Annotated in this window: 22 protein-coding genes and 1 tRNA gene; 14 read left to right on the top strand and 9 right to left on the bottom strand. The window is 59.9% G+C overall.

The features are described from left to right. Window positions 1-108: 108 nt before the first annotated feature. Entirely contained in the window at window positions 109-1,068 is a 960-nt protein-coding gene (locus tag P0D52_RS05750; RefSeq protein ID WP_394694470.1) for a hypothetical protein, read from the top strand. Here P0D52_RS05750 and P0D52_RS05755 read toward each other — a convergent pair. The 5 genes from P0D52_RS05755 to P0D52_RS05775 all read right to left on the bottom strand — a co-directional run bounded on the left by P0D52_RS05755 (window position 1,065) and on the right by P0D52_RS05775 (window position 7,794). After that, on the bottom strand, window positions 1,065-2,615 hold the full coding sequence (locus tag P0D52_RS05755; RefSeq protein ID WP_394694471.1) for a tetratricopeptide repeat-containing sulfotransferase family protein: 1,551 nt from the start codon (window positions 2,613-2,615) through the stop codon (window positions 1,065-1,067). The genes P0D52_RS05750 and P0D52_RS05755 overlap by 4 nt on opposite strands. 81 nt (window positions 2,616-2,696) lie before the next feature. Next, window positions 2,697-3,143 (bottom strand): peptide-methionine (R)-S-oxide reductase MsrB, encoded by a 447-nt coding sequence (gene msrB / locus P0D52_RS05760; protein WP_394694472.1) that lies wholly within the window; start codon window positions 3,141-3,143, stop codon window positions 2,697-2,699. Window positions 3,144-3,247: 104 nt separating this feature from the next. Beyond that, on the bottom strand, window positions 3,248-6,370 hold the full coding sequence (locus P0D52_RS05765; RefSeq protein WP_394694473.1) for an efflux RND transporter permease subunit: 3,123 nt from the start codon (window positions 6,368-6,370) through the stop codon (window positions 3,248-3,250). After that, window positions 6,367-7,500 carry an efflux RND transporter periplasmic adaptor subunit gene (locus tag P0D52_RS05770; protein ID WP_394694474.1) on the bottom strand — a complete coding sequence of 378 codons (1,134 nt, stop codon included), beginning with the start codon at window positions 7,498-7,500 and terminating at the stop codon, window positions 6,367-6,369. The genes P0D52_RS05765 and P0D52_RS05770 overlap by 4 nt, the downstream gene beginning before the upstream one ends. Before the next feature lie 204 nt (window positions 7,501-7,704). Then, window positions 7,705-7,794: transfer RNA gene (locus tag P0D52_RS05775), tRNA-Ser, on the bottom strand. Window positions 7,795-7,931: 137 nt separating this feature from the next. Here P0D52_RS05775 and P0D52_RS05780 point away from each other — a divergent pair. The 3 genes from P0D52_RS05780 (at window position 7,932) to P0D52_RS05790 (ending at window position 12,468) form a co-directional block, all read left to right on the top strand. Beyond that, window positions 7,932-9,122 (top strand): hypothetical protein, encoded by a 1,191-nt coding sequence (locus tag P0D52_RS05780; RefSeq protein WP_394694475.1) that lies wholly within the window; start codon window positions 7,932-7,934, stop codon window positions 9,120-9,122. An 87-nt stretch (window positions 9,123-9,209) separates the two neighbouring features. Beyond that, complete coding sequence (gene typA / locus P0D52_RS05785; protein WP_394694476.1) at window positions 9,210-11,039, top strand: translational GTPase TypA; 1,830 nt, start codon at window positions 9,210-9,212, stop codon at window positions 11,037-11,039. Between the two features lie 241 nt (window positions 11,040-11,280). Then, the gene (locus P0D52_RS05790; RefSeq protein ID WP_394694477.1) at window positions 11,281-12,468 is read left to right on the top strand and encodes a hypothetical protein; all 1,188 of its coding nucleotides are present in this window, start codon (window positions 11,281-11,283) and stop codon (window positions 12,466-12,468) included. Here P0D52_RS05790 and P0D52_RS05795 read toward each other — a convergent pair whose 3' ends face one another. The 3 genes from P0D52_RS05795 to P0D52_RS05805 all read right to left on the bottom strand — a co-directional run bounded on the left by P0D52_RS05795 (window position 12,469) and on the right by P0D52_RS05805 (window position 15,784). Continuing rightward, a complete protein-coding gene (locus P0D52_RS05795; protein ID WP_394694478.1) occupies window positions 12,469-14,238 on the bottom strand; it encodes a M28 family metallopeptidase in 1,770 nt (589 codons plus the stop codon). It abuts the gene before it with no gap. Between the two features lie 22 nt (window positions 14,239-14,260). After that, window positions 14,261-14,809, bottom strand: a complete 549-nt coding sequence (locus tag P0D52_RS05800) for a hypothetical protein (RefSeq protein ID WP_394694479.1) — start codon at window positions 14,807-14,809, stop codon at window positions 14,261-14,263. A 111-nt stretch (window positions 14,810-14,920) separates the two neighbouring features. Next, window positions 14,921-15,784: an MBL fold metallo-hydrolase gene (locus P0D52_RS05805; RefSeq protein ID WP_394694480.1), complete on the bottom strand. Its 864-nt coding sequence runs from the start codon at window positions 15,782-15,784 to the stop codon at window positions 14,921-14,923. An 85-nt stretch (window positions 15,785-15,869) separates the two neighbouring features. Between P0D52_RS05805 and P0D52_RS05810 the strand changes: the two genes are divergently transcribed. From P0D52_RS05810 to hisIE, 10 genes are all read left to right on the top strand, one after another. Next, window positions 15,870-16,220, top strand: a complete 351-nt coding sequence (locus tag P0D52_RS05810; RefSeq protein ID WP_394694481.1) for a rhodanese-like domain-containing protein — start codon at window positions 15,870-15,872, stop codon at window positions 16,218-16,220. Window positions 16,221-16,234: 14 nt separating this feature from the next. Further along, window positions 16,235-16,723 (top strand): hypothetical protein, encoded by a 489-nt coding sequence (locus tag P0D52_RS05815; protein WP_394694482.1) that lies wholly within the window; start codon window positions 16,235-16,237, stop codon window positions 16,721-16,723. Window positions 16,724-18,206: 1,483 nt separating this feature from the next. Further along, window positions 18,207-18,521, top strand: coding sequence for a YerC/YecD family TrpR-related protein (locus tag P0D52_RS05820; protein WP_394694483.1), 315 nt, complete (start codon window positions 18,207-18,209; stop codon window positions 18,519-18,521). Further along, complete coding sequence (hisG, locus tag P0D52_RS05825) at window positions 18,514-19,401, top strand: ATP phosphoribosyltransferase (RefSeq protein WP_394694484.1); 888 nt, start codon at window positions 18,514-18,516, stop codon at window positions 19,399-19,401. Before P0D52_RS05820 ends, hisG begins: the two co-directional genes overlap by 8 nt. Next, on the top strand, window positions 19,401-20,696 hold the full coding sequence (gene hisD / locus P0D52_RS05830) for a histidinol dehydrogenase (protein ID WP_394694765.1): 1,296 nt from the start codon (window positions 19,401-19,403) through the stop codon (window positions 20,694-20,696). Before hisG ends, hisD begins: the two co-directional genes overlap by 1 nt. Beyond that, window positions 20,689-21,816: an imidazoleglycerol-phosphate dehydratase HisB gene (gene hisB / locus P0D52_RS05835; protein WP_394694485.1), complete on the top strand. Its 1,128-nt coding sequence runs from the start codon at window positions 20,689-20,691 to the stop codon at window positions 21,814-21,816. The genes hisD and hisB overlap by 8 nt, the downstream gene beginning before the upstream one ends. Beyond that, a complete protein-coding gene (hisH, locus tag P0D52_RS05840; RefSeq protein WP_394694486.1) occupies window positions 21,813-22,412 on the top strand; it encodes an imidazole glycerol phosphate synthase subunit HisH in 600 nt (199 codons plus the stop codon). The genes hisB and hisH overlap by 4 nt, the downstream gene beginning before the upstream one ends. Continuing rightward, complete coding sequence (gene hisA, locus P0D52_RS05845) at window positions 22,409-23,143, top strand: 1-(5-phosphoribosyl)-5-[(5-phosphoribosylamino)methylideneamino]imidazole-4-carboxamide isomerase (protein ID WP_394694487.1); 735 nt, start codon at window positions 22,409-22,411, stop codon at window positions 23,141-23,143. Before hisH ends, hisA begins: the two co-directional genes overlap by 4 nt. Then, complete coding sequence (gene hisF / locus P0D52_RS05850; protein WP_394694488.1) at window positions 23,125-23,892, top strand: imidazole glycerol phosphate synthase subunit HisF; 768 nt, start codon at window positions 23,125-23,127, stop codon at window positions 23,890-23,892. Before hisA ends, hisF begins: the two co-directional genes overlap by 19 nt. Next, entirely contained in the window at window positions 23,889-24,494 is a 606-nt protein-coding gene (gene hisIE / locus P0D52_RS05855; RefSeq protein ID WP_394694489.1) for a bifunctional phosphoribosyl-AMP cyclohydrolase/phosphoribosyl-ATP diphosphatase HisIE, read from the top strand. Before hisF ends, hisIE begins: the two co-directional genes overlap by 4 nt. On the opposite strand, the gene P0D52_RS05860 is transcribed toward hisIE, so the two are convergent. Continuing rightward, window positions 24,491-25,846: a formimidoylglutamate deiminase gene (locus P0D52_RS05860; RefSeq protein WP_394694490.1), complete on the bottom strand. Its 1,356-nt coding sequence runs from the start codon at window positions 25,844-25,846 to the stop codon at window positions 24,491-24,493. The two genes, hisIE and P0D52_RS05860, sit on opposite strands and share 4 nt — an antisense overlap. Between the last annotated feature and the right edge of the window lie 23 nt (window positions 25,847-25,869).

Below are 25,869 nucleotides of genomic sequence, written 5' to 3' on the forward strand. Positions count from 1 at the left end.
ACGAAAAGATTCGGTTGTCAGACGTGGTTAGCGAAAGCTGAAGCCGGGCGATTTCGTCCTGCGCGGATTTCGCGATATGATGATTGCCGGGTTTCCGGGGAGGGACACATGTTTCGACAGATCGCGATACCGGCCTTGTTGGGGGCGCTGCTGGCCGGTTGTGCAACCGCGCCATCTGATCTGGACGCAGGTGATATGCGATCGGCTGCGGTAGCCCCGGCGCCACCGCCTGCGCCGCCGGTCCAGACGGAGGAAGAGGCGGATATCACAGCGGGCGATGACGAAGTATCGGCCTCGTCCGGATTTCAATATGCCGCGATCGGATCGGCATTCGCCGGCACTCGCCCGGACACGCCCTATAGCATGAATGCGTTGGGGGCCGCGCCCTACTGGCGGGCGAGCCTGGAATTCTACGAGCTTTCTGGCGAGCTGTTTGCAGACCTTCACATGGTCATGGCCGAAAACGATCCGGTGCTGACCCGATTGCGTCCGGGCCCCGATCATCTGATGAATGGCTTTCGACGTTTTGTCTCGGCTGGCGATGAAGATGTGCGCGTATCCGCGTCATTCCAGGCGGGTCCGTGTCGGGGCGCGGACGGAATAGAGCGTCCGTTTTTCGCCTCCATACAGGTAAATAACGCGGTTTATAGTGGGTGTGCCCGCGAAGATGGCGGCCAGTGGGACTGGAGCCGGGATATTCTCACCCGTTTTGACGAAGTCCGGATGTGTCTGGATGAAGTGACCGATGCCGCGGGGGCAATTGACGCCTACTCGCCGAGCGAAGACCATACGGCGGTGCGCGTTATTACGGCCGATCAACGGCGGTTTGAATGCATGATTGTGAATGCCGAACAGCGCCTGACGTCCCTTCGTGAACTGGATGCGACGGAAGTGCACCTGAATGAAGGGCGAACGGTCTTCCTGCCAGAGGTGCCGGAAGCCAATGAGTGTCAGGCGGTGGAGCATATTCGTGGCCCGGACGGCGAACTCATGGGGGCTTTGGTGCACGACCTTTGCCAAAATCCCCGGCTTCATGTCGAAGGCCCGCTCGAGCGCGGCGAAAGCTAGTCCTGTTCCAGTTTCGCGAGCGCCGGAAGCACGTCTGCGATGTTGTCGCTGAAGTGCTTCCAGTGTCCGATGGAGGATTGGTAGACGGGCCGCCGGACATGTTCCGCGCTGGCCGTCGAGACGGCGGCTTTATTGCGGCCGATATCAAGGCAGGCGTCATTCCAGTCGAGATCGAGTGCCGCGGTTATCCGGCGGGCTTCGGCTTCGGTGTTTTCGACAAGATTTTCATAGGCGATTTGTTCAATGCGCGATGGCCAGTGCTCCAGCCAATGGCGCAACAATCGCCGATAGGCCGCAATGTAGGCGGTGATGTCATCCAGATCATATGACCAGAAATAGCGATCCCTGAAGAGCGTTTTGTAGGTCGCGATCAGTGCATCTTTCGGGTCGCGGGTGACGTGAATGATCCTGGCTTCGGGCAGAGCCTCGGCGATCAGCCCGGCATAGAGAAAATTGGTCGGCGTCTTGTCGATGACATAGCCGGCATCAAATCCGCGCTGCTTTAGCGCCGCGCGGTAGCGTCCGCCTAGCGCCTTGATATCTATCGCGCGCGTTTTCCGTGCGATTTCTGACGGATTCTGCAAAGACGCCAATGCCGGGTCCGCCAGCAGGCTGACAATAAAATCCTCGGTCTCACCCGCGGATGACACATCGCTGCGATTGGACAGGATGCGGTCCAGCAGGGTTGATCCCGCACGCGGCAGGCTGACGATGAAGACAGGCGTCAATTCAGCGGGCGCATACCGGGCGGTTGCCTCGGGCCACGCCTTGATGGTCTCGTTGATCGCGTCGATTTCCGGATCAACCGAATAGGGGCGGGCGGTCTTCATGGCGCGCGCACCATCCGTCCACGCGGCGAAGGCTTTGGACCATTGTTCGAGGTCTTCCCATTCCTTGCCTTTTGCATAGTGCAGTGAAGCGCGGGAAAGCGGATCCAGTCCCGGTGCCTGAAGGCGGTGGTCCAGATCGTCCAGATGGTTTTGCTCGGCGGAAGCCTTTTTGAGCAAGGACCGGGCATAGGCGGCCTCGGACGCCTGTGGGCCGGTCTGGCTGGCCAGATCGAAATTACGTGCTGCGGCCTCCAGATCGCCGGTATAGCGCTGAGCGGCTGCCAGATTGAAGCAGCAGCGCGGTTCATGCGGGACAAGGGCAACGAGGCGCTCATAGACGGCGCAGGCTTCTGCATGGCTTTCGCAGGCGGTGAAACAGGCGCCCAGCTGATCAAGCACAACCGGGTCGCTTGTTTCGGCGAATTTGATGGCGCGGGCGGCTTCCAGCGCAGCGCTGAACTGGCGGAGCCGGGCGAGTATATTGGCACCTTGCGCCGCCTGACGCGGATATGTGCCGGGGCTGGCGACGGCTTTTTGGGCGAACAGGATCGCGGCCTGCGTCTTCCCGAGACGATCAGATATAAAGGCGGCGAAGGCGTTCAGGGCGGGATGCTCGGGGTCGGAGCTCAGCGCCCCGAGCACTTGTTGCTCGGCAGAAGCAAAATCGCCCGCACCCAACAGTTTTGGCAGGATACGCAGCGTTTCTTCAGCAGACATGATAGGCCGGAAATTGCATCGCCCCATAAAGCCGTGGGGCGGTCCGGCATGCAAGCAACCGCCTGCATGCCGTTCACGGGGTCAATCGGTGAAAAGGTGGGCGTATTCGCCATATCCCTCGGCTTCAAGGTCAGCGACCGGGATAAAGCGAAGCGAGGCGGAATTGATGCAATAACGCAATCCGCCCTGATCCTGAGGGCCATCGGGGAAGACATGGCCCAGATGGCTGTCTCCATGCCGCGAGCGGACCTCGGTGCGGATCATGCCATGCGATATATCCCGTAATTCGTTGATGTTTTCACCCTCAACGGGCTTTGTGAAGCTGGGCCAGCCACACCCACTGTCAAACTTGTCCATCGAGGTGAAAAGCGGTTCGCCGGACACGATGTCGACGTACAGACCGACCTCCTTGTGACCGTCAAACTCGCCAGTGAAGGGGCGTTCCGTGCCATTCTCCTGTGTGACCCGATATTGTTCGGGGGTCAGCCGGGCGATGGCATCGGCGTCTTTTTTGTAGTTTCCGGGCATGGGCCACTCCCTTTTCATTCGTCAGCACTGGTCCCGCCGATATGGGGCGCGGGCTAGCCGACTTCCATACCAATGTCCGGATTGTGATGCGCGCGTGAAGCGGGCTAGTTCTGCGCTCCGACGACCGGTTCGCCGCCGGCATCCTCGGCTTGCGATTCCAGCTGTTTTGACATCCAGTTCGGCGTCTTCGTGAACCGGCCAAGAACGCTGTAGGCCACCGGAATAACGAAGAGCGTAAACAGGGTCGCAACCGTCACCCCGGTAAAGATCACAACACCGATCGTGATCCGGCTTTCAGCCCCCGGACCGCTTGCGAGCATCAGCGGAGCGGCCCCGATAGCGGTCGACAGGCCGGTCATCAGGATCGGGCGGAAGCGGATTTCGGCGGCATCCAGGGTCGCCGTCATGACATCGCGGCCTTCTTCTCGCAGCTGGTTGGCGAATTCGACAATCAGAATGCCATTCTTGGCCGCCAGCCCGATCAATATCACCAGTCCGATCTGGGAATAGATATTGAGGCTGGAGCCAATCACTTCGAGGCCGAACAATCCGCCGGTAACAGCCAGCGGAACGGTTAACATGATGACGAAGGGCTGGATGAAGCTCTCGAATTGTGCGGCCAGAACCAGAAACACGATCAACAAGGCCATGCCGAAGGCGAAGAGAAGCGCCGTATTGGCTTCAAGAAACTCCTTGGCGCCCCCCAGATAGGTGGTCGAAAAGCGGGGTGCGAGTTCGCTACCTGCCCAGTCGTCGAGCCATTCAACCGCTTCACCCAGCGTATATCCTTCCGCCAGCGTGGCGGAGACCGTGATGGCGCGTTGGCGGTCCACACGGTTGCGCGATGACGCTTCGCCGATTTCGGTGATCGAAACCAGATTGGACAGGGGAATCAGGCGGCCTTCGCGACCGGAGACATAGAGTGTCTCCAGGTCCTGAGCGCTGGAGCGCTGATCCCGGCGATTCTCCATAATAACGTTATAGGCTTCGCCCTGTTCAATGAATTGTCCGACACGGCGCGATCCGAGATGAGTTTGCAAGGTCTGCCCGATGTCGGCCACCGAGACGCCGAGATCTGCCGCCCGCTCACGGTCAATATCGACCACCAGGCGTGGGCTTGTGGGCTCGTAATCCTTGCGGGCGCGCATCAGGTTGGGATTGCCTTCGCGGATGGCGGCCAGCAGCCGCTCGGCTTCCGCATCCAGACTGCGATAGTCTGGCCCCTGGAGCACGAACTGGATATCGTCGCCGCCTCCGCCACCGCGAATAGCCGACCGCATGGAGGCAAAGGCGCGCACCCCGGTCAGCTGTCCAAAGCGGCCATTGATTTCGCCGATGATCTCGCTGCCATCCCGGCGGTCGTCCCAGTGGACCATGCTGCCGATGACGATCCCTGAATTATAGCCCGAGCCACCCCAGCCGGGCGCGACGACCAGCACGCGGCGCAATTCGCCTGCCTCGACGTAGTCCATCACGATGTTTTCAACTTCGGCGGCCTGCTGGGTCATATAGTCGAAGCTGGCGCCTTCAGGCCCGGAGAAGAATCCGAAGAAGGCACCGCGATCTTCCGGCGGGGTCAGTTCGCCCGGCAGTTTGTTGAGCAGGAAGGCCGAGCCGCCAAGCGCGACGAGGACGACCGGAATGATCATCCAGGGTGTCTTCACCGCAATTTCCAGACTGGATCGATAATTCCGGCGCACGCGATTGACGATTTCATTCACCCAGCGTGCCGGTCCGCGCGCTTCCGTCGATGGTTTGATGAGCTTGGACGCCATCATGGGCGAGAGGGTCAGCGCCACGAAGCTGGACAGGATCACGGCCACCGCAATGGTAAGGGCCAGCTCGTTGAAAATCCGGCCGATAAAACCGGGCAGGAAGACCAGTGGAACGAAGACCGCGACCAGAACGGCCGTCGTTGCGATCACCGCAAAGAAGACCTGGCGGCCGCCACGCAGCGAGGCGAGGGCCGGGCCTTCACCCATATCCACGCGGCGCTGGATATTTTCCAGAACCACGATGGAATCGTCCACGACCAGCCCGATCACGAGCACCAGTGCGAGCAGGGTGAGGATGTTGATGGAAAAGCCAGCGATGGCCAGGCCGGCGAAGACGCCAATCAGACAGACCGGCACGACAGCGGCGGGAATGATGGCGGCACGGAAGCTGCCAAGAAACAGATAGATGACCAGCACCACCAGAGTGGCGGCGACAAACAGTGTCCGCCAGACTTCACGGATGGATTCTTCAATGAAGACCGTGTCATCGGACGCGACAATAAGCGTCATGCCTTCGGGCAGGTTGGGCCGGATGCGTTCGACCTCGGCGCTGACATCGCTGGCGACCTGTACGGAATTGGCCTGACTTTGACGCACGAACCCGAGGCCGATCATATTGTTCGCATTGCCCCGGAAGAGGGTGCGCGGTTCTTCTGCTTCCAGGGACACATCCGCGACTTCGGCGAGGCGGATGATGTGGCCGCCTTCGCCGCGGCCGATCGGCAAGCGTTCAAAGCTTTCCGGCTCGGAAAACATGCGCTCGACCCGAACGACAATCTGGGTATCCGGCGTCTCGATGGAACCGCCGGGAACCTCGACATTCTGTGTTCTCAGCGCGGCATCAATATCCGAGACGGTAATGCCGCGGGCGGCCATGGCCTGCGGATCCAGCCATATCCGGATGGCATAGCGCCGCTGGCCGCCAATCCTGACGCGTGCGACGCCATCAATGACGCTGAACCGGTCAATCATGGACCGCTCGGCGTAATCGGACAGCTCTTCCGATGTCATTCGGTCCGACATCAGCGCATACCACATGAAGGGGCGCGCGTCGGAATCCTGCTTTTGGACCTCGATCTGTTCGATTTCCGGCGGCAGACGGTCCGCAATCCGGGAGACTGCATCGCGCACATCGTTCGCGGCCGCTTCAATATCACGGCTCAGATCGAAGGTAATGGAAATGTTGGAATTGCCATCGCGGGATGACGACTGGATCAGTTCAATGCCGTCAATGCCCGACAATTGATCCTCGATCACCTGAGTGACCCGGTTTTCGACGACCTCGGCATTGGCGCCGGGGTATTCGGCCTGAACCGAGACGACGGGCTGATCGACATCCGGCAATTCGCGAAGGGGCAGTTCGCGCAGACCCAGAATGCCAAACACGATGATGAGGGCACTCGCCACAAAAGCCAGCACCGGGCGCCGGACGGCAATATCGGAAAGCGTCATGGCTGGCTCGTCAGATTGCTGGACGGGATTGCCGAGGTGGTGGCGCCCTGGGAGGCAGGAGCTGACCGTGTTTCGGTCACCGTCACCGGCATTTGACTTCGGACGCGATGCACGCCTTCCGCCACGATCATGTCACCGGGGGAGAGGCCATCGGTAATTTCGACGAGATTGCCGTCGCGCTGTCCAAGTTCGACGACGCGCTGCTGAACAAACTGGCCGCCGTCACGTTCGCCGATGACAAAGACAAAGCTCTCGTCCAGATAACGGGTAATCGCCGACCCGGGCACGGCGGGCGTGTTGCGGATGTCGCGCCGGATCTCGATCGTCATGAGCTGGCCGGGCCGCAGATGGCCGGATTCATTGTCAATTTCGGCGCGAACCGTCACCGTCCGGGTCACCGGATCGATCCGGCTGCTGATCTGGGCGATTTCACCGACAAAGATTTCATCCGGATAGGCCGATGTGCGCGCGGCAATGGAAATCCCAGGCTCCAGAGCGGCCAGAAAACGTTCCGGCACGGAGAAATCCAGTTTGATGGTGGACGTATCGTCCAGCGTGATGATCGGATCGCCAGGGCGGACCAGACTTCCGACACTGACTTCGCGCAGCCCCACCATGCCGGCAAAGGGTGCGCGGACGATGCGGTCGGCCAGCCGCGCCTCGATGGAATTCACCCGGGCGGCCGCGCGTTCAACGGCCGCGTTGGCTTCATCGAGGCGTTGGCGCGGCGCGATGCCGCGATCAATCAGATCCTCGACGCGGTCCAGTTCCCGGCGGGCCTCGCGCTGGGTGGCGCGCGCTTCGGCAAGGTCTGCTGCTTCTTCCGTCTCGGTCAGCTCAACGAGGATGTCACCTTCCGCCACGCGCTGGCCGGAGTCGAAATTCACGACGGAAATCGTGTCGGACACGCGCGCTGTCACCGTTACGGTTTCATTCGCCCGCGCTGTGCCGAGCGCTTCAACAATGTCCGCAAATTCGTGCGCTCCCACTTCATAGGCCGCGACCGGAACGGCACTGCCACCCCAGCCGCCTTCGCCCGCTTCTTCACCCCCGATCGAACGGAAAATGACAATGGCGGTCATGGCGAGAAAAACGCCGAGAACAATGATCAGGGTCGCAGCACGTTTCATGGGAAAGCCTCCGCGCGGAAAGATGCCCCAATAGCCCGAGACTTCAAGGCGAAATACAGTTGACCCGTATACTTGTTAAGGTTGCGTTGAGCGGGCGATCGTTTCGTAAATACCGTGAGTGCCTTCAAGAAGCCGCGCATCCCTGCAGCGACAGCGTTAGCAAGCCTATTGATTGGCATGCAGTCATCGCGGGTCTGAAAATAGTGGCGGAGAGGAAGGGATTCGAACCCTCGAGACTCTTCCGAGCCTACTCCCTTAGCAGGGGAGCGCCTTCGACCACTCGGCCACCTCTCCACTGGCGGGTTTAGCCGGACCATGTGCCCGGGATCAAGCGGCGATGGCGGTTGGTGTGTTGGTGAGAATTTAACCTTGATCGTGTACGAACCAAATCAGGTGGAAAACTAAAACTAACGGGAAGCCTGATGAACCGGATGAACTGGAAATCTACCGGGATGACATTCCTGGTGGCTGTGGGCGTTGCATCATTTGCCGCGATCGCAGGGTATTTGACCCTGGAGCCTTATTTCGAGCGCAAAGTAATGGAGGCGAGCGCCTTGCACATCGAGGAGCGCGCCAATCGCCAAAGCGCGCTCTTTACCGACGTGCGCGCGATTGAATATGCAACCGGGCGGGGCTTTGCAAACCGCCTGGCCGCTATGGAAGACGCTGATGTTTCTGCCGAGTTCAACTGGTTGTTTCCCGAGTTCGGCGACGGCACACGCCGCTCCCGGCCGGAATTGTTTGACGGCTATCGCACCGCAGATGGCGATTATGTCTATGGCGTTGGCGCGTTTATTGCCGATGTCGATGTCGCACCCGAACGGCAAAGACAGCTGATTGCCGCCTATCATACGGTCCGGCAGCACGGAGAGGCGAATTTGGGCCACTTCGATAATCTGAATTTTGTGACCCCCAATAATGATCTGATTATTTTCGCTCCGGGCCGTGAAGACCGGCTCGAATTCTACAGGATCAATGCACCGGCGGATTTTGATTTGCAGTCAGAAGAGTTGGCGCAGATTGTATCGCCAGCGAATAATCCGATGGGCGTGGCGCGCTGCACGCAGCTTTCGCGATTGCTATATGTGCGTGATGGTGTGGCACTGACGACCGGATGCCATTTTCCGGTTCGGGCAAGTGGCCATCATCTTGGAGCATTTGGCGTGACGATTTCGATGCAGAACTATCTCGCGAATGCGATCGTCGATGCCGAACCGAATTCGCAGAATATGATCCTGACGCGGGAGGGCAGCCTCGTGGCACACCGGGATCTGTTGTTCCAGGACGTTCTGACGCCGGAAGCTGTTGCTGAAGCCGGAAGGTCCGCAGGCGCCTTCGCCTTGTCGGAAGCCATACGCCGCGATGGGCGTGCAACAGGGGTGACCGAAACGGATGATGGCCGGATTGTCGCGTTTGCCCGCATTGAAACACCGGGCTGGTATTTTGTTATCACGCGGCCAACATGGCTGATTCATTCCCGGGCTTCGGGCGTGGCCGCCATGATCTTCGTGTTCTCGTTTTTTGGCGTCTTTACCCAAGCTGTCGTCTTGTTGGTTTATCGCTGGCTCAAGCGACGGCGCCGGAACGCGGCCGCTGCTTCGGGCGGATTGGCCAGAGCCTGAAAACCTGCTTTGCGTTTTTTGGGGTAGCCGGACAGGCAGGACAAGGCTAAGAGGCGCCAAATTCCTTTGGCTATTCGAGTTCTGCCTATGTCCGTTGCACCGGAAAAATTGCGCAATATTGCCATCGTCGCCCACGTCGACCATGGCAAGACGACCCTTGTCGATCAGCTTTTGAAGCAATCGGGTACATTTGGCGATCGGGTCGAGACGACCGAGCGCATGATGGACTCCAACGATATCGAAAAAGAACGCGGCATCACCATCCTCGCCAAAAACACTGCCGTGACCTGGCGGGACTGGCGCATCAACATCATCGACACCCCCGGACACGCAGACTTCGGCGGAGAAGTCGAACGTGTTCTGTCGATGGCAGACTCAGTGCTTTTGCTGGTGGATGCGGTCGATGGCCCGATGCCACAGACCGCCTTCGTTACGCGCAAGGCGCTTGAGCGCGGGCTGAACCCGATTGTCGTGGTCAATAAAATCGACCGTCCGGGCGCGCGTCCGGACTGGGTCGTCGATCAGACGTTTGATCTGTTCGACCGCCTGGGCGCTAATGACGAGCAGCTGGATTTCCCGGTCGTGTTCGCGTCAGCCCTGAACGGCTTTGCCGGACTGGACGCTGAAAATCCGGACGAGGACATGACGGCGCTGTTCCAGATGATCGTGGATCACACGCCGCCGCCGCCCGTCGATCTGACCGGGCCCCTGCAGCTCCAAGTGAGTGCGCTGGATTATTCCAGCTATACGGGGGTAATCGGCATTGGCCGCATCCGCCGCGGTTCCGTGACGAAGAACCAGCAAGTGTCCGTGATAGGCGCAGATGGCAAGATCCGTCGCGGGAAAATCCAGCAGGTATTCGGATTCCAGGGGCTTGAGCGCGTTGAAATGAACAGCGCCAGCGCAGGTGACATCATTACCTTTACCGGGATTGATCCGCTCAATATCTCCGACACGGTGTGCTCGCCCGAGAAAGTCGAGGCGCTGCCGCCGCTGACCGTGGATGAGCCGACCATCGCCATGACCTTTCAGGTCAATGACAGTCCGTTCTCCGGCCGGGAAGGCAAGTATGTCACGAGCCGAAATCTCGCTGACCGTCTGCAACGCGAACTGATCCACAATGTCGCCCTGCGCGTGGAGCAGCAGGATGATGCCGACAAGTTCAAAGTGTCCGGGCGCGGGGAATTGCACCTGTCCGTGCTGATCGAGAATATGCGCCGCGAAGGCTATGAGCTGGCGATTTCACGTCCTCACGTCCTGACCAAGGAAATCGATGGCGAAATCTGTGAGCCGTTCGAAAACCTGGTGGTCGACCTGCCGGAAGAGGCGCAGGGCGCGATTATGGAGAAGCTCGGCGAACGCAAGGGTCAGCTGAAGAATATGACGCCGGACGGGCAGGGCCGCGTGCGCCTGGATTATGAAATCCCGACGCGGGGCCTGATCGGTTTCCGGTCCGAATTCATGACCGCCACTTCGGGTGCCGGACTGATGTTCCATACCTTTGACCATTATGCCCCGCGCGCAGCGGGTGAGATCGGTCAACGCCGTAATGGTTCACTGGTCTCGATGGTCGACGGCAAGGCTGTTGCCTATGCGCTGTGGAATTTGCAGGAACGCGGCAAGCTGTTCCTCGGGCACGGCACCGATGTCTATGAGGGCATGATTATCGGCATTCACAGCCGGGATAATGATCTTCCGGTAAACCCGACCAAGGGCAAGCAGCTGACCAATATCCGCGCGTCGGGCACGGACGAAGCCGTTGTTCTGACGACGCCGATCAAGGCGACGCTCGAATTTGCACTGGAATTCATCAATGATGACGAGCTGGTCGAGGTGACACCGGAGTCGGTTCGGATACGCAAACGCTGGCTCAAAGAACACGAGCGCAAGAAGGCCAGCCGGGCCAACGCCGCCTGATGCTTTTGGTCAGGATGAACAAAAGGTTTACGACGTAGGCCGACTCACTTCAAACATGGGTTGTGGTGACCAGAAGGGTCGCGATGACTCAGAAGAGGAGATGAGTATGTTGAAGGTCAAAGTTTTGCGGAAGTCCGCTCCGAAAGCCAAGCGCGTCCTTTACTGGGACTAACGGCTATCAGTTTGAACGCCCCGTAGCCTCCACCCGGCTGCGGGGCGTTTGCTGTTTCTGGAGGGCATTTTGCGCGCGCTGTTTGAAGAATTCGGGGCCGAAGCGGAAGCTGGATTCGACAAAGCCGGGCGATCGCCGGACCGCTTTACCAACGTGGCGGCAGGATTGCTGGATGACTGGTCCCTGCAGGATCAGGTGTCGCTCGCGGCGCTCTGGACGGCGGCCGGGGAGGGTCAGCTGGCCGGTCTCGGCGACAGCTCCAAACCCGGTCTGATTCCGCTCTTTACAGGGCCGCATGTCCGCATTGTCGCGCATCTCTGGAGTGATGCGGCTGATCGGTTGCACCAGCATGACTGGACCGGCGCTTTCCAGGTGCTCGAAGGGCAGTCCTTCAACGCCCGTTTCGACTTTGATGCGGCGCGCGATGCCGGCGAATTCACGCTTGGCACGCTGAAGCGCCGGTCGTTCGCGGTGTTTGACCCCGGTCATATCCAGCCCGTCGAGGAAGGCTCGTCTCTTATCCACAGCGTCGTCTATCCGGGAAAACCGGGCCTGGCGATCAGTCTGCGGGTTGTCGGGCAGGGGCCGAAGGGGGCTTTTGAATACCTGCGGCCCGGATTGCGGTGCCCGTCCCATCGCCGGCGCGAAGCCAGTGCCGTGCAGATCGATCTTTTGTCCCAGATGCTTCAGACCGATGAAGCCGCCTACGCCGAGCGTTTTGCCGGCCTGTCAACCCCGCAGGACGACGCGGCGCTGATCCGCCTGCTGGATGCGGCGGCGTTCGACAGTCTGCCGCTGCCAGAGGAAGTGATTGAGATTGCGCTGGACCGCCTGCCGGAGGGCGCGCGCGTCCTGGCCGCGCTGGATGATATCGAGCGCAGCGACAAGACGCGGGAACTCCTCGGCGAACATGATCATCCGAAAATCCGCGCCTTTATTTGTGCGCTGTTTCACAGCGAGAGCCGCACCGAATTGAGCGAGACGCTCCGGATCGCGGGTTCTGCAGATCCGGTCGTTGATGCCGGACGGGCGTTGTCCGCGCTGGTTGTCGATGATGAAAGCGGGGAATTGCCGCCGGATTATCTGGTTCAGGCTCTGGGCGAGGCGGCTCTGACAGGTGATATCGCCGCGGCGATTGGCGCCATGCGGGCGCAGGCTGCAGACGCACCTCTCATGGATGCGCATTCGGGTTTTGTTGGCGAGGTCTTCGAGGCGATGGAAGAGGCACCGATCTTCCGGTGCCTCTTCAAAGCCTGATCAGTTGCCGGAAAGCTGCTCGTCCCGCAGGGCGCGGAATTCATTGCCTTCATACCAGTTCGGCCATTCATCGGTATTGGCGAGGCGTTCGCCGAGCAGATAGAGCAGGGTGGCATCGCGGGCGAGGCCATCGAAATCCCAGTCATAGTCAAACTCGTCTTCCGGCCCGTGATAGGCCGTTGCGCGATAGGCTGCGGCCAGTTCCTCGACATGGCCGGCCCCGAGCTCGGTATTCACGGAACCCGTATCGGCATAGATCATCGGGACGCCGCGCTTGGCGAGCGAGATATGATCCGAGCGATAGAAGTAACCCGCTTCCGGATTGGGATCGGGTGAAAGCGTGCGATCCTGTGTTTCGGCCACGACGGCCAGATGGTCTTCAAGCTCGGATGCGCCATAGCCGATGACGACGATGTCGCTGGTCGGACCGGTGGGCAGCATGCCATCCATATTCAGTCCGCCAACCGTCTGGGAGAAGGGGATGAGCGGATCAGTGGCATAGTATTCCGAGCCCAAAAGGCCGGATTCCTCTGCGGTGACGGCTACAATGATCACCGAGCGCTCGGCCGGATTGGCGGCAAACGCCTGTCCGATCTCGAGGATGGAGCTCGTGCCAGTCGCATTGTCCACAGCGCCATTATAGATGACATCCGCATCGGAGCCGAAGCTTTCGCGCGTGCCGATATGGTCCCAGTGGGCCATGTAGAGCACGTATTCGTCCGGACGTTCCGTGCCGCGCACAACGCCAGCGACGTTCCGGGAGTCGAGGAATTCATGCTCCATGGTCAGGGTTGCATTGACCTCGGCGCCCGGGATTTCAACGGGCTCGAAGCCAGGCTGATGGGCCGCCTCGACCAGGGCATCGAAATCGAGCCCGGTTGCGGCAAAGAGTTCGCGGCCGCGTTCATTGGTGATCCAGCTTTCCGCGCCGGCGAAGGGCATGGAGCCTTCCGGGCGCTGCAGATCGAATTGCGGGCCGGACCATGAGCCGGAAACGACGTTCCAGCCATAGCTGGCGGCTTCGGTCTCGTGGATAATGATGACGGCGGCCGCGCCCTGACGGGCAGCCTCCTCATATTTGTAGGTCCAACGGCCATAATAGGTCATGGCATTGCCGTTGAAGAGGTCCGGATCGCCCGAGGCAAAACCGGGATCATTGATCAGCATGACAACGGTGCGGCCTTCGACATCGAGGCCGGCATAATCATTCCAGTCATATTCCGGCGCGACGATGCCGTAGCCGACAAAGACCATGTCGGAGTTCTCGATATTGACGACCGGTTCGATCCGGCGCGTGCCATAGACGACGTCGGTCAGGTATTCGAGGCCCATGGGCTCGCCATTGATAGAGATATCGAAGCTGGAGGCCCCCACATTCATGGTCGCTTCGACCAGCGGTACGCGCTGGAAGAAGGTGCCATCCTCGCCGCCGGGCTCCAGCCCGGAGCGTGCCATTTCGTCGGCAATCCACTGGCTGGCGGCAATACCGCCGGGCGTGGAGGGCGCACGGCCTTCAAATTCGTCCGAGGCCAGCGTCTGTATCCGCCAGGCGAGGTCTTCGCCGGTAATCGCCGCGCTGGTCTCGCGATCAGCGGGACGGGCATTCGGGTCGATGCGTTCTGCGGGCGCGGCCTCTTCCATCGCTTCGGACGCGGCGGCATCGGTCGTGTCTGCAGCGTCTGCGATATCTGTTTCAACGTCGGTGGCCGGCTGGCTGCAGGCGGCGAGCGCGAGTGCGGCCAGAGCGGGTGCAAGATAGAGCGTTTTCATTTTTCTTCCCTGATGGGTTTGACTAGCCGACGCGGCCGGCGACCGTGGGCAGCGAGCACAGATCCGTCATGCGCCAGCTCGAACCCGACTGGACCATGTCGCAGCGGAAATAATCCTGACGATTGACGCCGGGCAGGCGCACAGCCTGCTCCGGTGCAAAGGTGACGCTACCGCCGGTGAGCGCGCGGAAACGGCTTTCCTGATAAACAGCGATGGACCGCTGTGTTGTGATGACATTGCCTTCGGCATCAATCCGCCGCGGCAGATCAATGACACAAGGCGGCGGCTGGGTGAGCACGCCCACCAGCGTACCACCGGTATAGCCCTGATGGCCCCAGAGATGGCCGGCCACATAGGGGTCGTTGCGTTCCAGCGCAGTCCGGGCCGGGCCGATGGCCGAGAGGCGCGTCAGCGTGTTGGTGTCGCGCGAGATGACGGCGCGGAAGATTTCAAATTCCTCGCCCGTCGGCGCGCGGCAGGCCAGAGTGGTGGGCTCTGTTGCCGTTGTCTGGCAAGCCGACAAGGCCAAGGTTACGGTCAGGCCAACACCGGCCAGTAATTTTTTCAACATATTGCTCCCCGCAAATCCCGTGGGCAGATGTTCAATCTGCCGGATCAGTCTTGCGTCTATCATGCGACACAAAGCGGGGAGAGGTAAACTGCCGAATATGCCTGAGAGACGCTAAACCGCATCCAGCGGGATCTTGATATATCGGATGCCATTGTCTTCCGGCTCGGGCAGAAGGCCGGCGCGCATATTCACCTGGACCGAGGGCAGGATGAGTTTGGGCATGGCGAGGGTGGCATCGCGCTCGGTGCGCATCTTCACGAATTCATCTTCCGATGCACCGTGTCCGACATGGATATTGTTGGCCTTTTCCTCACCGATCGTGGTCTGGTGAATGTATTGGTCGCGGCCTTCCGGCAGATAATCGTGGCACAGGAAAACGCGGGTCGTATCCGGCAGGGCAAACAGTTTCTGGATGGATTGATAGAGCGCGCGGGCATCGCCGCCGGGGAAATCACACCGCGCCGTGCCGAAGTCTGCTGCAAACAGCGTATCGCCGACAAACAGGGCATCCCCGATCAGGTAGGACATGCAGGCGGGCGTGTGGCCGGGCGTGTGAATGGCCTTGGCCTCCAGCTCGCCGATGTTGAAAGTCTGACCATCCTCAATCAGCGCGCCGAATTGCGAGCCGTCGGTGGCGACGCCATTGGCGTTGAAAAGTTTGGTGAAGATCTTCTGCACATCGCGGACATGGCTGCCAATGGCGATCTGGCCGCCGAGCTTTTCCTGCAGATAGGGCGCGGCAGAGAGGTGATCGGCATGGACATGGGTTTCGAGTATCCAGTCGATGGTCAGGCCGCGATCCTTCACGGCGGCGATCACGGCATCGGCGGCTTTCGTGTGGGTGCGGCCCGAGGCGGCGCAATAATCCAGCACGGAATCAACGATGGCGGCATGCTGTGTGGCCGGATCCATCACGACATAGGTGAAGGTGTTGGTGTCTTCATGGAAGAAGTCGAGAATGTCCGGCGTCGTCATGGTGTGCTCCTGTTATTGCCAAGAGATATGGGGACAGACTACATCTTTGATAAGTGGACAAAACAGCACAGAGGACACCGGATTTATGAGCCAGCTGGAAGACATGTCGCCCAAAGCCGTCGCGGATGCCCTGAATGCAGGCGATATCCTGCTGATTGATGTGCGCGAGGCCAATGAATACGGGCTGGAACGCATTCCAGGCGCCTTGCTCTATCCCCTGTCAACGCTGGATCCGAAAGCCATTCCGGTGGGCGGGCCCAAGCGCGTGGTGTTTCACTGTGCGGCCGGCCGCCGCTCGGCCATGGCGGCCATGCGCTGTCAGGATGAGGGCGTGAATGTCGATGCGCATCTCGCCGGCGGGCTCGGGGCCTGGAAAGAAGCGAAACTCCCCATCATCGAAACCGACCCCCTGACCGGGCAGGTCAAGGGCGGGTAGGGGGGCTACCGTCAATGGCTTACCAACGAATAGTATTGCGATCCAAATTGGTAGTACCGTTTATCGGCACCATGTTTTTTGTGCTGGGATTTATCTGGTCGCTCTATGTTCAATTCGGTGAGTATCACGGTAGATTTCAAAATTTGGCGCCCATGGCGATCGTAATATCTGCCTTTATGGTTTTGCTTTCTGCTTCAAATTTTTCTTACATGGGAAAGATCGCAATATTTGAATATGACGTTACCGTTTTCGGTGTATTTAATTCGACATTGCTAAATATAGAAGACATAGAAAAAATTGTATTTTTTAAAAGAGGAAATAGGATTAAAAAAATTGAAATTAGAACGAAATTGAAATCGTATAAAAATCATTTTTATGATCTCGCTGAAAGAAATCATATAAATTCATTAGCCAAACAATACAATTTAAGTATTGAAAGTAATGAAAGTTACATAGTTGCACGTAGGCAAATCGAGGCATTGTCAGAAGAAGCCCTGCGCTAGTGGATTTGCTGCCATTTTGGCGCCATGAGCAAGAGCCCATTTCGCTATTTCAACACGCAGCCTGATGTCTTCCGCCTGGCGGTGAAGATGTTTGAGTTTCATCCACATTGCTAGTCGGACACCAATCCCACAATCTACTGTGCACAACGCCGCAGCCTGCAATTGAATAAATCTGGCGCGCGCGGTTAACTCTCACCCGGATGGGTTGCGCGCCAGATGACGCAATTTCTCATGGTGGACGTGTATGCGTATCCGTGAATGGGTTCACGTGAAGTTTGCGGTGGCGGGCAGGACGATGCGCGTTTTACAGGCATTTCTTCCGCGTGGCGGGACGTGCGCCAGAACACAGTCTTTGCGAGAATGTAATCCGGTAATAGGGTGTGCGTCCCCGTTTTTTCAATTTAATATAATATATGCAAAATGAAATTTCGCGCACAAGTAAGACTTTTGATGATTATTATGATAGTGATTATCGTTGCGATTTCCACAATATCTTTAATTATTAATCAATTTAGTCTTGTTGAGGGGTTCGGAGTTTTGCTTCGCGGCCTCTTTTTTATAGGAATTTGTTTGTTCATATATTTTAGAGCACGGATTTGATTGTCGTGTGTCCAAAATGCGAAAAGAGGTTCTTCTTCCAGTCGCAAGTTAATATGGACATTAACGAGGAAAATAAGCTAATTGTATGTTAACAAAGAGGTTATCGAAAATGAAGTCGTTCGTGAATAGCGGAGTTTTGATACTACTGACACAAACGGCCTGCGCTTCGCAGATTAACATCGGCCTCGTATCAGTATCCCCGCTCATTAGTGCCGATGGAATGATAGAGCACGCGGAAGTAGTGATTTCGTCAGATGAAGACGTACTGAGCCTAGCTCAGTTTGACGGCTCTACAGCCGCTATGATTGGGAGCTGTTTAGAGTCGAGGAGATTAGAATCTCAACGCGCGCTACCCAGCATTAGCGAACACGAACTAGTTCCAGTGTCGGACGGCGCTGAAGAGTACTATTTTAGAACCGTAGTTTCTTTGCGGCCTAGCATTGCAAACGCGTACGCCGTTGATTTTGAGACGGGACGTCAATGGGACGGCCGATATGGCTGGCCGGTTGAATACCGAAGTCTTGGCGGGGGTGTTTGCTTATGGATCTCGACCGGTTGGTATTTGGGTGCACGCCGCTCAAACAAAATTGAGCTTTCCGATCTCTATGACGCAGCAACTTGGATTGAGTAGAACGTTTCGGGGGTGTTGTCAGGGGAAGCTCGACGTTAGTGGGTTAGCCGATATTTTCGCAAAATGGCTAACCCATTCCTCTATTTCAAATTGTCACCCGAGGCCATCCACCCGGCGGTGATGACCCCGGAGGTTCTGCGGCTCCCGCGCAATGAATCGCCTGGCCAGTTTCCTTGTCTGCACGCCAACTGACTCCGCTCACTTGTTTTAGCATGTTAAAACGATATATCGGCGCTCACGGAGGTGAGAGCCATGAGAAAACTGAGCCGAAATGACGGTCTTGAAGAGCGTAGCCTGCTGATCGAGGCGTTGTTGTCTTTGAAGGATGAGGGCGAAATGGACCGGTTTCTGACCGATCTGTGCACGCCGGGTGAATTGTCGACGCTGGCCGAGCGCTGGCGCGTGGCGCGGCTGCTGGACGAGAACCAGCTGACCTATCGCCAGATTTCCGAAAAAACCGGCGCGTCCACGGCGACAGTCACCCGCGTGGCGCGCTTCCTCTCCCAGGAACCTGCGCAGGGCTATCGCCTTGTTCTCGACCGGATGAAGAAAAACGCCAATGTCTGATGCCCGCTTGAAACTCGCCGTGCAGTCCAAAGGCCGCCTGTCCGAAGGCGGTATGGATTTGTTGAAGCGCGCCGGTGTGCGCCTTGCCTATGGGCGGGATCAATTGCATCGCCGGGCGGAGAATATGCCGCTGGACCTGATGCTGGTGCGCGATGATGACATTCCCAGCTTTGTGGCGGGCGGGGCGTGTGATTACGGCATAGTCGGCGAGAATGTGCTCTATGAAATGCAGGCGCGCTCCAACCGCTATGCCAATCTGGAAGTGGCGCTGCCGCTGGGGTTTGCCGGGTGCACGTTGAAGCTGGCCGCGCCGAAGGGCGGGGAGATTTCCTCCGTGGCGGATCTGGCCGGGCGCAGCGTGGCGACGTCCTATCCGGGTCTGACGCGCAAATGTCTCGCCGAGCGGGGCATTGACGCCGAGATCGTCGAAATGCGCGGCTCGGTCGAGGTCGCGCCGCGCATGGGCATTGCCGATGCAATCTGTGATCTCGTCTCCTCCGGGGCGACGCTGGAAGCCAACGGGCTGGCGGCGTTTGAAACCGTGCTGGAGAGCCAGGCTGTCCTGATCCGGCGCAAGACCGGACGCGGCGAAGCGGTGGAAGCGGTCGCTGAAACGCTGATCGAGCGCGCCGAGGGCGTGATTGCCTCTGCCCAGACGAAATACATCCTTTTGAATGCGCCCAAGGACCGGCTGGCCGAGATCAAGGCGCTTCTGCCGGGCTCTGATGCGCCCACCATCGCGCAGATCGCGGATCGCGACGATGTGGTGGCCGTCCACGCCGTCTGCCGCGAGCGGGTCTTCTGGGAGACGCTGGAGAAGCTGCGCGGCGCCGGGGCGCGGGCCATTCTGGTGCTGCCGATCGAAAAGATGATGGCGTGATGAAGCGGGTCATCTGGAAGGAACTGGGCGAGGGCGCCCGCGCGGCTGTGTTTTCGGTCTCGCCGGAGTCGGATACGGCGCGCGCCGCCGCCATCGAGATCGTCGAGGCCATCCGCCGCGAGGGCGACCGGGCCGTGTTTGAATATGCGCGCCGTCTGGACGGGTTTACCGGGACGAGCTTCCGCGTTTCGCCCGCCGAGATCGACGCCGCGCGTGCGGCGGCTGACCCGGAGGATATCGCCGCCATGGAGGCCGCGATTGCCGCTGTGCGGACGTTTCACGCCGAGCAGGGGCTGGGCGGCTATGAGATTGAAACCTGGCCGGGCGTGACCTGCCGCCGCCGCGTCGATGCGGTTCGGTCTGTGGGGCTGTATGTGCCGGCGGGCTCGGCCCCGCTCGTCTCCACACTGATCATGCTGGCCGTGCCGGCGCAGATCGCCGGTGTGCGGGAGATTGCCGTGACCGTGCCGCCGGGGCCGGATGGCAAGGTGAATGCGTCCGTGCTGGCGGCGGCGAGCCTGCTGGGCCTTACGAATGTCTACGCCATTGGCGGGGCACAGGCGATTGCCGCGCTGGCCTTCGGCGCGGCGGGCCTGCCGCGGGTCGCCAAGATTTTCGGGCCGGGCAATGCCTGGGTCGCGGCGGCCAAATCCCATGTCAGCACCTTGCCCGGCGGACCAGCGATTGATCTTCCGGCGGGACCCAGCGAGGTCATGGTGATTGCCGATGCCGGCGCGCGTCCGGGCTTTGTCGCAGCGGATCTACTGGCACAGGCCGAGCACGATCCGATGGCGCAGGTCTGCCTTGTCTCCATCGGTGCGGATATTCCCGCGATTGAGGCCGAGCTCGCGGGCCAGCTGAGTGCGCTGCCGCGCAAGGCGATTGCCGAGCAGGCGCTGTCGCAGGGCGTGATCATCGAGGCCGCTGACCGGGGCGAGGCCATGGCCATCGCCGAGCTGGCGTGCCCGGAGCACCTCATCCTTCAAACCGATGCGCCGGGTGAACTGGCGCGCGATATCACCACTGCCGGGTCGATTTTCCTCGGAGCGTGGACGCCGGAATCCATGGGCGATTATGCGGCCGGTCCGAACCACACCCTGCCCACGGGTGGGGCGAGCCGCGCCTATAGCGGTGTTACGGTCGAAGCGTTCCAGCGGACGACCACACTGATCGAGGCCAGCCGCGAGGGGGCATCGGCGATAGCGCCCGTCGTGGAGCGGCTCGCGGCGCTGGAAGGGCTGGACGCTCACGCCACGGCGATGCGCCTGCGCCGGACGGGAGGCAGGGATGAATAGCGATCTTCTCTCTTTCCGGCGGGTTGGGCTGGCGCTGGTCTCCCGGCTGGAGACGCTGCGCCAGCGTTATGCGGCTCAGGCGGGATGCGAACCGTCCGGCGTCGTGTTTCTGCCGAGCCCGGAGGCGGTCGATCTGATCGGCGTCGATGCGGCGGATGTGGAGCAATTGGGCCCGGTCGAGGCGCCGATTACGGCGGTCAGGTTGGCATCTCCGAACCCGGATGCGGCACGTTGGGAGGCGCTGTTGAGCGACGGGTTGGTCGAGGCGGGCCTGACTGCGCTTCTACCCGTAGCAATGGCGTCAAAGAAAAAACAAAACAGCGATATAGAAGATAAAATTAAAGTAGTACTTCGGGCATTTGAGGCGTGGAATGAGATTGAATCAGCCAGCGCAGTCGGCGATCGGATATCCTTGACCTGGGCGGATGAGGCGGCGGCACGGGTGCGGCTCTCGGTCATTGGTCTGGAGCTGCCCGATAGTGGACAATTCCGCGTCCTGAGCGTTGACGAGGCGCGGGCACTGGCTGCGCGCCTCGCAGCGCCCGCGACGCGTTCAGCGAGCGTCCGGCGGACGACAAAAGAGACCGATATTCTGGTCTCGGTGAATCTGGAGCAGAGCACTCCGGTGCGTATTTCGACCGGCGTTGAGTATTTCGATCACATGCTGGAGCAGATCGCCAAGCATGGGGGCTTTTCACTGGAGGTCGATTGCGAGGGCGATGTCGGCATTGATGCTCACCACACGATCGAGGATGTCGCGCTGGCCTTTGGCGACGCGCTGGCGAAAGCGCTCGGGGATCGCCGCGGGATTGGCCGGTTCGGCTTTGAACTCCCGATGGATGAAACCCGCGCCGGGGTGTGGATCGACTTGTCAGGGCGTCCCTTCTCGAAATTCGACGGGAATATTCCCGGCGAACGCGTCGGCGAATTCCCCGTCGAAATGACGTCTCACGTCTTCCGGTCCATCGCTGACAGCCTGAAAGCCGCCATCCATGTCTCGGTCGAGGGTGAAAATGCGCACCACATGATCGAAGCCTGTTTCAAGGCGTTCGGCCGGACGCTGCGGCAGGCGGTGAAAGTGGAGGGCGATGCCATCCCATCAACCAAGGGCGTGTTGTGACCGTCGCCATCATCCATACGGGCTGCGCGAATATCTATTCGGTTCAGGCGGCGCTCGACCGGTTGGGCGTCGAGCATAGTCTGGCCGCCACGCCGCCGGATGCCGCCATTGCGGACCGATTGATCCTGCCCGGCGTGGGGTCGGCTCTGCCGGCGATGACGCAATTGCGGGCGACAGGCTGGGCCGAGGCCTTGCAGCGTGAAGCCCGCCCCTTGCTGGGCATTTGTCTCGGCATGCAATTGCTGTTCGAGGGTTCGGATGAGGGCGATGTGGCGGGACTGGGTCTCATTCCCGGGCGCGTGGTGCCGCTAGCGCCGTTTGATGGCGGAGTGCTGCCGCATATGGGCTGGAATACGCTGGTTATTTCCGCGCCGGTCGATCCGCTTCTGGCAGGACTGGGCGAGAACGATCGCGCCTATTTCGTGCACAGTTTCGCGGCGCCGGTAAACGATTTCACCCTTGCCGCAACAATGTATGGCGAGCGTTTCTCTGCCGCAGTGCGCAGTGACAATATCATGGGCTGCCAGTTCCACCCGGAACGCTCCGGGCCGGTGGGCGCCCGCATTCTGAAGAATTTTCTGGAGGTAAGGCCATGAAGCTTTATCCGGCAATAGACCTGCTCGATGGGCGCGTGGTCCGGCTGCACAAGGGCGATTTCGATGCCGTGACCGATTATGGCGGGGATCCGGCGGCGGTCGCCGCGGCCTATCTGGCGCAGGGCGCAGAATATCTGCACGTCGTTGACCTGTCCGGCGCCCGCGATGGCGAGCGGCGGCAAGCGGGGGCCATCCAGTCATTGTCGAATACCGGCTTGCAGCTTCAGGTCGGCGGGGGCATTCGCACGCGCGAGGAAGTCGCCGCCATCCTCAAGGCCGGCGCCGAGCGGGTCATCATTGGCAGTCTGGCCGTGCGTGAGCCTGAAACCGTTGCCGCGTGGATATCCGAATTCGGATCGGACCGGATTGTCGCTGCGTTCGATGTGCGCCTCGAGGCCGGCATTATCTGGCCGCTTGTGGCGGGCTGGACCCGCAAGGGCGACGAGCCCTTGGCGGCCTTGCTGGAGCGGTATGCGTCGTCTGGGCTTCGTCACGCACTGGTCACCGATGTGGACCGGGATGGCGCACTGCAGGGTCCGAATACGTCCTTGTATGCCGAGTTGTGCGAGCTCTGGCCGGACATGGCCTGGCAGGCTTCCGGCGGCGTGTCATCGCTTGCGGACCTGACTGCTTTGAAGGCCATTGGCGCAGACGGCGCGATCGTGGGCAAGGCTTTGTTTGAAAACCGCTTCTCACTGGGGGAGGCGCTGGCATGCTTGCAAAGCGCATAATCCCCTGTCTCGACGTCAAGGATGGCCGGGTGGTCAAGGGCGTGCGGTTTCGTAACCACGAGGACGTCGGTGACATCGTCGTGCTGGCTTCGCGCTATGCGGCCGAAGGCGCAGACGAGCTTGTTTTCTACGACATCGCCGCCAGCCCCGAAGCGCGCTCGGTCGAGCCGGAATGGGTGAAACGGGTGGCCCGCGAAATTGACATCCCGTTCTGCGTTGCGGGCGGCATTCGCACGGTAGATGACGCCCGGGCGCGCCTGTTTGCGGGCGCTGACAAGATTTCCGTCAATTCGCCCGCGCTGGCGCAACCGGAACTGATTGACCGGCTGGCCGCAGAATTCGGCATTCAATGCATCGTCGTCGGGATCGATAGCCGGGAGATTGAGGGGGAGTGGCGGGTGCACTCCAATACCGGCGATCCCGATAAAACCCGCACGGAAGCGCGATCGACGCTGGACTGGATCGCCGAAGCCACGGATCGCGGCGCGGGCGAGATTGTCCTCAATTGTATGGATCAGGACGGGGTGCGTGAAGGCTATGATATCGCCCAGCTATCGGCTGCGCGGGATATTTGCCGGGTGCCGCTGATCGCCTCGGGCGGCGCGGGCGCGATGTCTCATTTCTCCGATGTGTTCACATCGGCCCGGGTCGATGGGGCGCTGGCGGCCAGCGTGTTCCATAAACAGGTCATCGCCATTGGCGATCTCAAGGCCTATCTCAAACAGCAATCCATAGAGGTCCGCGCATGATCAATCCGGACGATATCGACTTTGCCAAAGGTGAGGGGCTGGTCCCGGCCATTGTCCAGCATGCCGAGACATCGCAGGTGCTGATGCTGGGCTATATGAATCGTGAATCAGTGAAAGTAACGATAAAAGAAAGACTCGTAACATTCTATAGTCGATGCAAAAACCGGTTATGGACGAAAGGCGAAACGAGCGGTAATACGCTGGCGCTTGTGGCAATCCATATCGATTGTGACCGCGACACCTTGCTCGTGAAAGCGCTGCCTGCAGGACCGGTTTGTCACACCGGAACGCCGACCTGCTTTGGCGATGATGCGCCTGCCTCACCGGGTTTTCTCAACACGCTCGAGCGCGTCATTGATGAGAGAGGGACGGCTGATCCCGAGGAGAGCTATGTTGCCCGCTTGAACGCCAGGGGTTTGAACAAGTTGGCGCAGAAAGTGGGCGAAGAGGGCGTGGAAACGGCGCTCGCCGGCGTCGCTGAGGACGATGAGGCGCTGAAGGGCGAGGCCGCGGATCTGGTCTTTCACCTGATGATGCTTATGCGCGCGCGCGGACTGTCGCTCGCTGACGTTGTTTCAACGCTGGAAGCGCGCCACCGCTAGGCGAGGAGCTTTTTCATCACGCGGGCATAGCGCTGCGCAATATTGCCGCGTTCGATATGCTTGCCGCCTTCGACAATATGGCGGCCCGCTGACCAAACATTCGAGACACAGGCGCGAGATCCCGCAAATATCCAGCTGTCGAGCAGGGAGTCTTCAGTTTTGCCGACGAGTACCGGATGGTTTTTGTCGAGCGCCACCATGTCCGCCCAATATCCCGGTGCGATCTGTCCGGATATCCGTCCCAGAGCCTGTGCGCCACCTGCGAGCGCGCCTTCATAGAGGCTTCTGGCGTTCGATTGCATGGGGTGCGCCAGAACTGTGCGCTGTTTGTGGGTAAGCCGCTGGCTCCATTCGAGCTGACGAAGCTCGACGGCAATATCCGTCCCGATATGCGAATCCGTCCCTATGCCCCAATGGCCGCCCTCGGCATGCCATTGGCGTCCGTTGAAGATGCCATCGCCCAGATCTGCCTCCGTGGTCGGACAAAGACCGGCGACAGCGCCGGTTCGGGCGAGGGCCGTTGTTTCTTCCGCCGCCATCTGGGTGGCGTGGATGAAGCACCATTTTTCATTGATATCGTGATGGTTCAGGAGCCATTCAACCGGACGCTGCCCGCTCCAGGCGATGCAGTCTTCTACCTCTTTGACCTGTTCGGCGGCGTGAATATGGGTGGGACCGTCATGCTGTGCGCCCAGAATAATTGCGAGATCACCCGGCGTGACGGCACGCAGGGAATGCGGTGCAAGACCCAGCTTGTCGTCCTCGCGGTGGAGGTGTTTGCGGCTGGCATCCCACAATTTCAGGAAGTTCTCGGCGGAGTTCGAAAACCGGATCTGACCTTGATGGGGTGGCGCGCCGCCAAAGCCGCTGCGCGCATAGGCGACGGGTAAAAGGGTCAGGCCAAAGCCGGTTTGTTGCGCGGCAGCCGAAATCCGTCCTGCCATTTCGGCCAGATCGTCATAGACAACCCCATCGGCCTGATGGTGCAGATAGTGAAACTCCGCGATAGCAGAAAAGCCGCTTTCGGCCAGTTCGACAAAGAGCTGCGCAGCAATGGTTTCGACATCGTCCGGCGTCAGGCGAGGCAGAAAAGCGTACATGCGTTCGCGCCAGCTCCAGAAATCGTCATCGCTGGGGCCGCGCACTTCGGTCAGGCCGACGAGCGCGCGCTGAAAGGCATGGCTGTGCAGATTGGAAGGGGCGGGCAAGAGCGTCTCGAAGGTCTCGGTCGCGGTGTCGAGCACGCATTCCGACGCCACGCTGACCAGTCGGCCATCGGCATCGATTTCCAGGCTCACATCTTTCGCCCAGCCTTCCGGAAGAAGGGCGGACTTCGCTTGGAGCTTGCGCATGCGGGTTATCCTCTGACAAGACA

The sequence above is a fragment of the Hyphobacterium sp. genome, assembly GCF_043584775.1.
Classification (GTDB): Bacteria; Pseudomonadota; Alphaproteobacteria; order Caulobacterales; family Maricaulaceae; genus Hyphobacterium.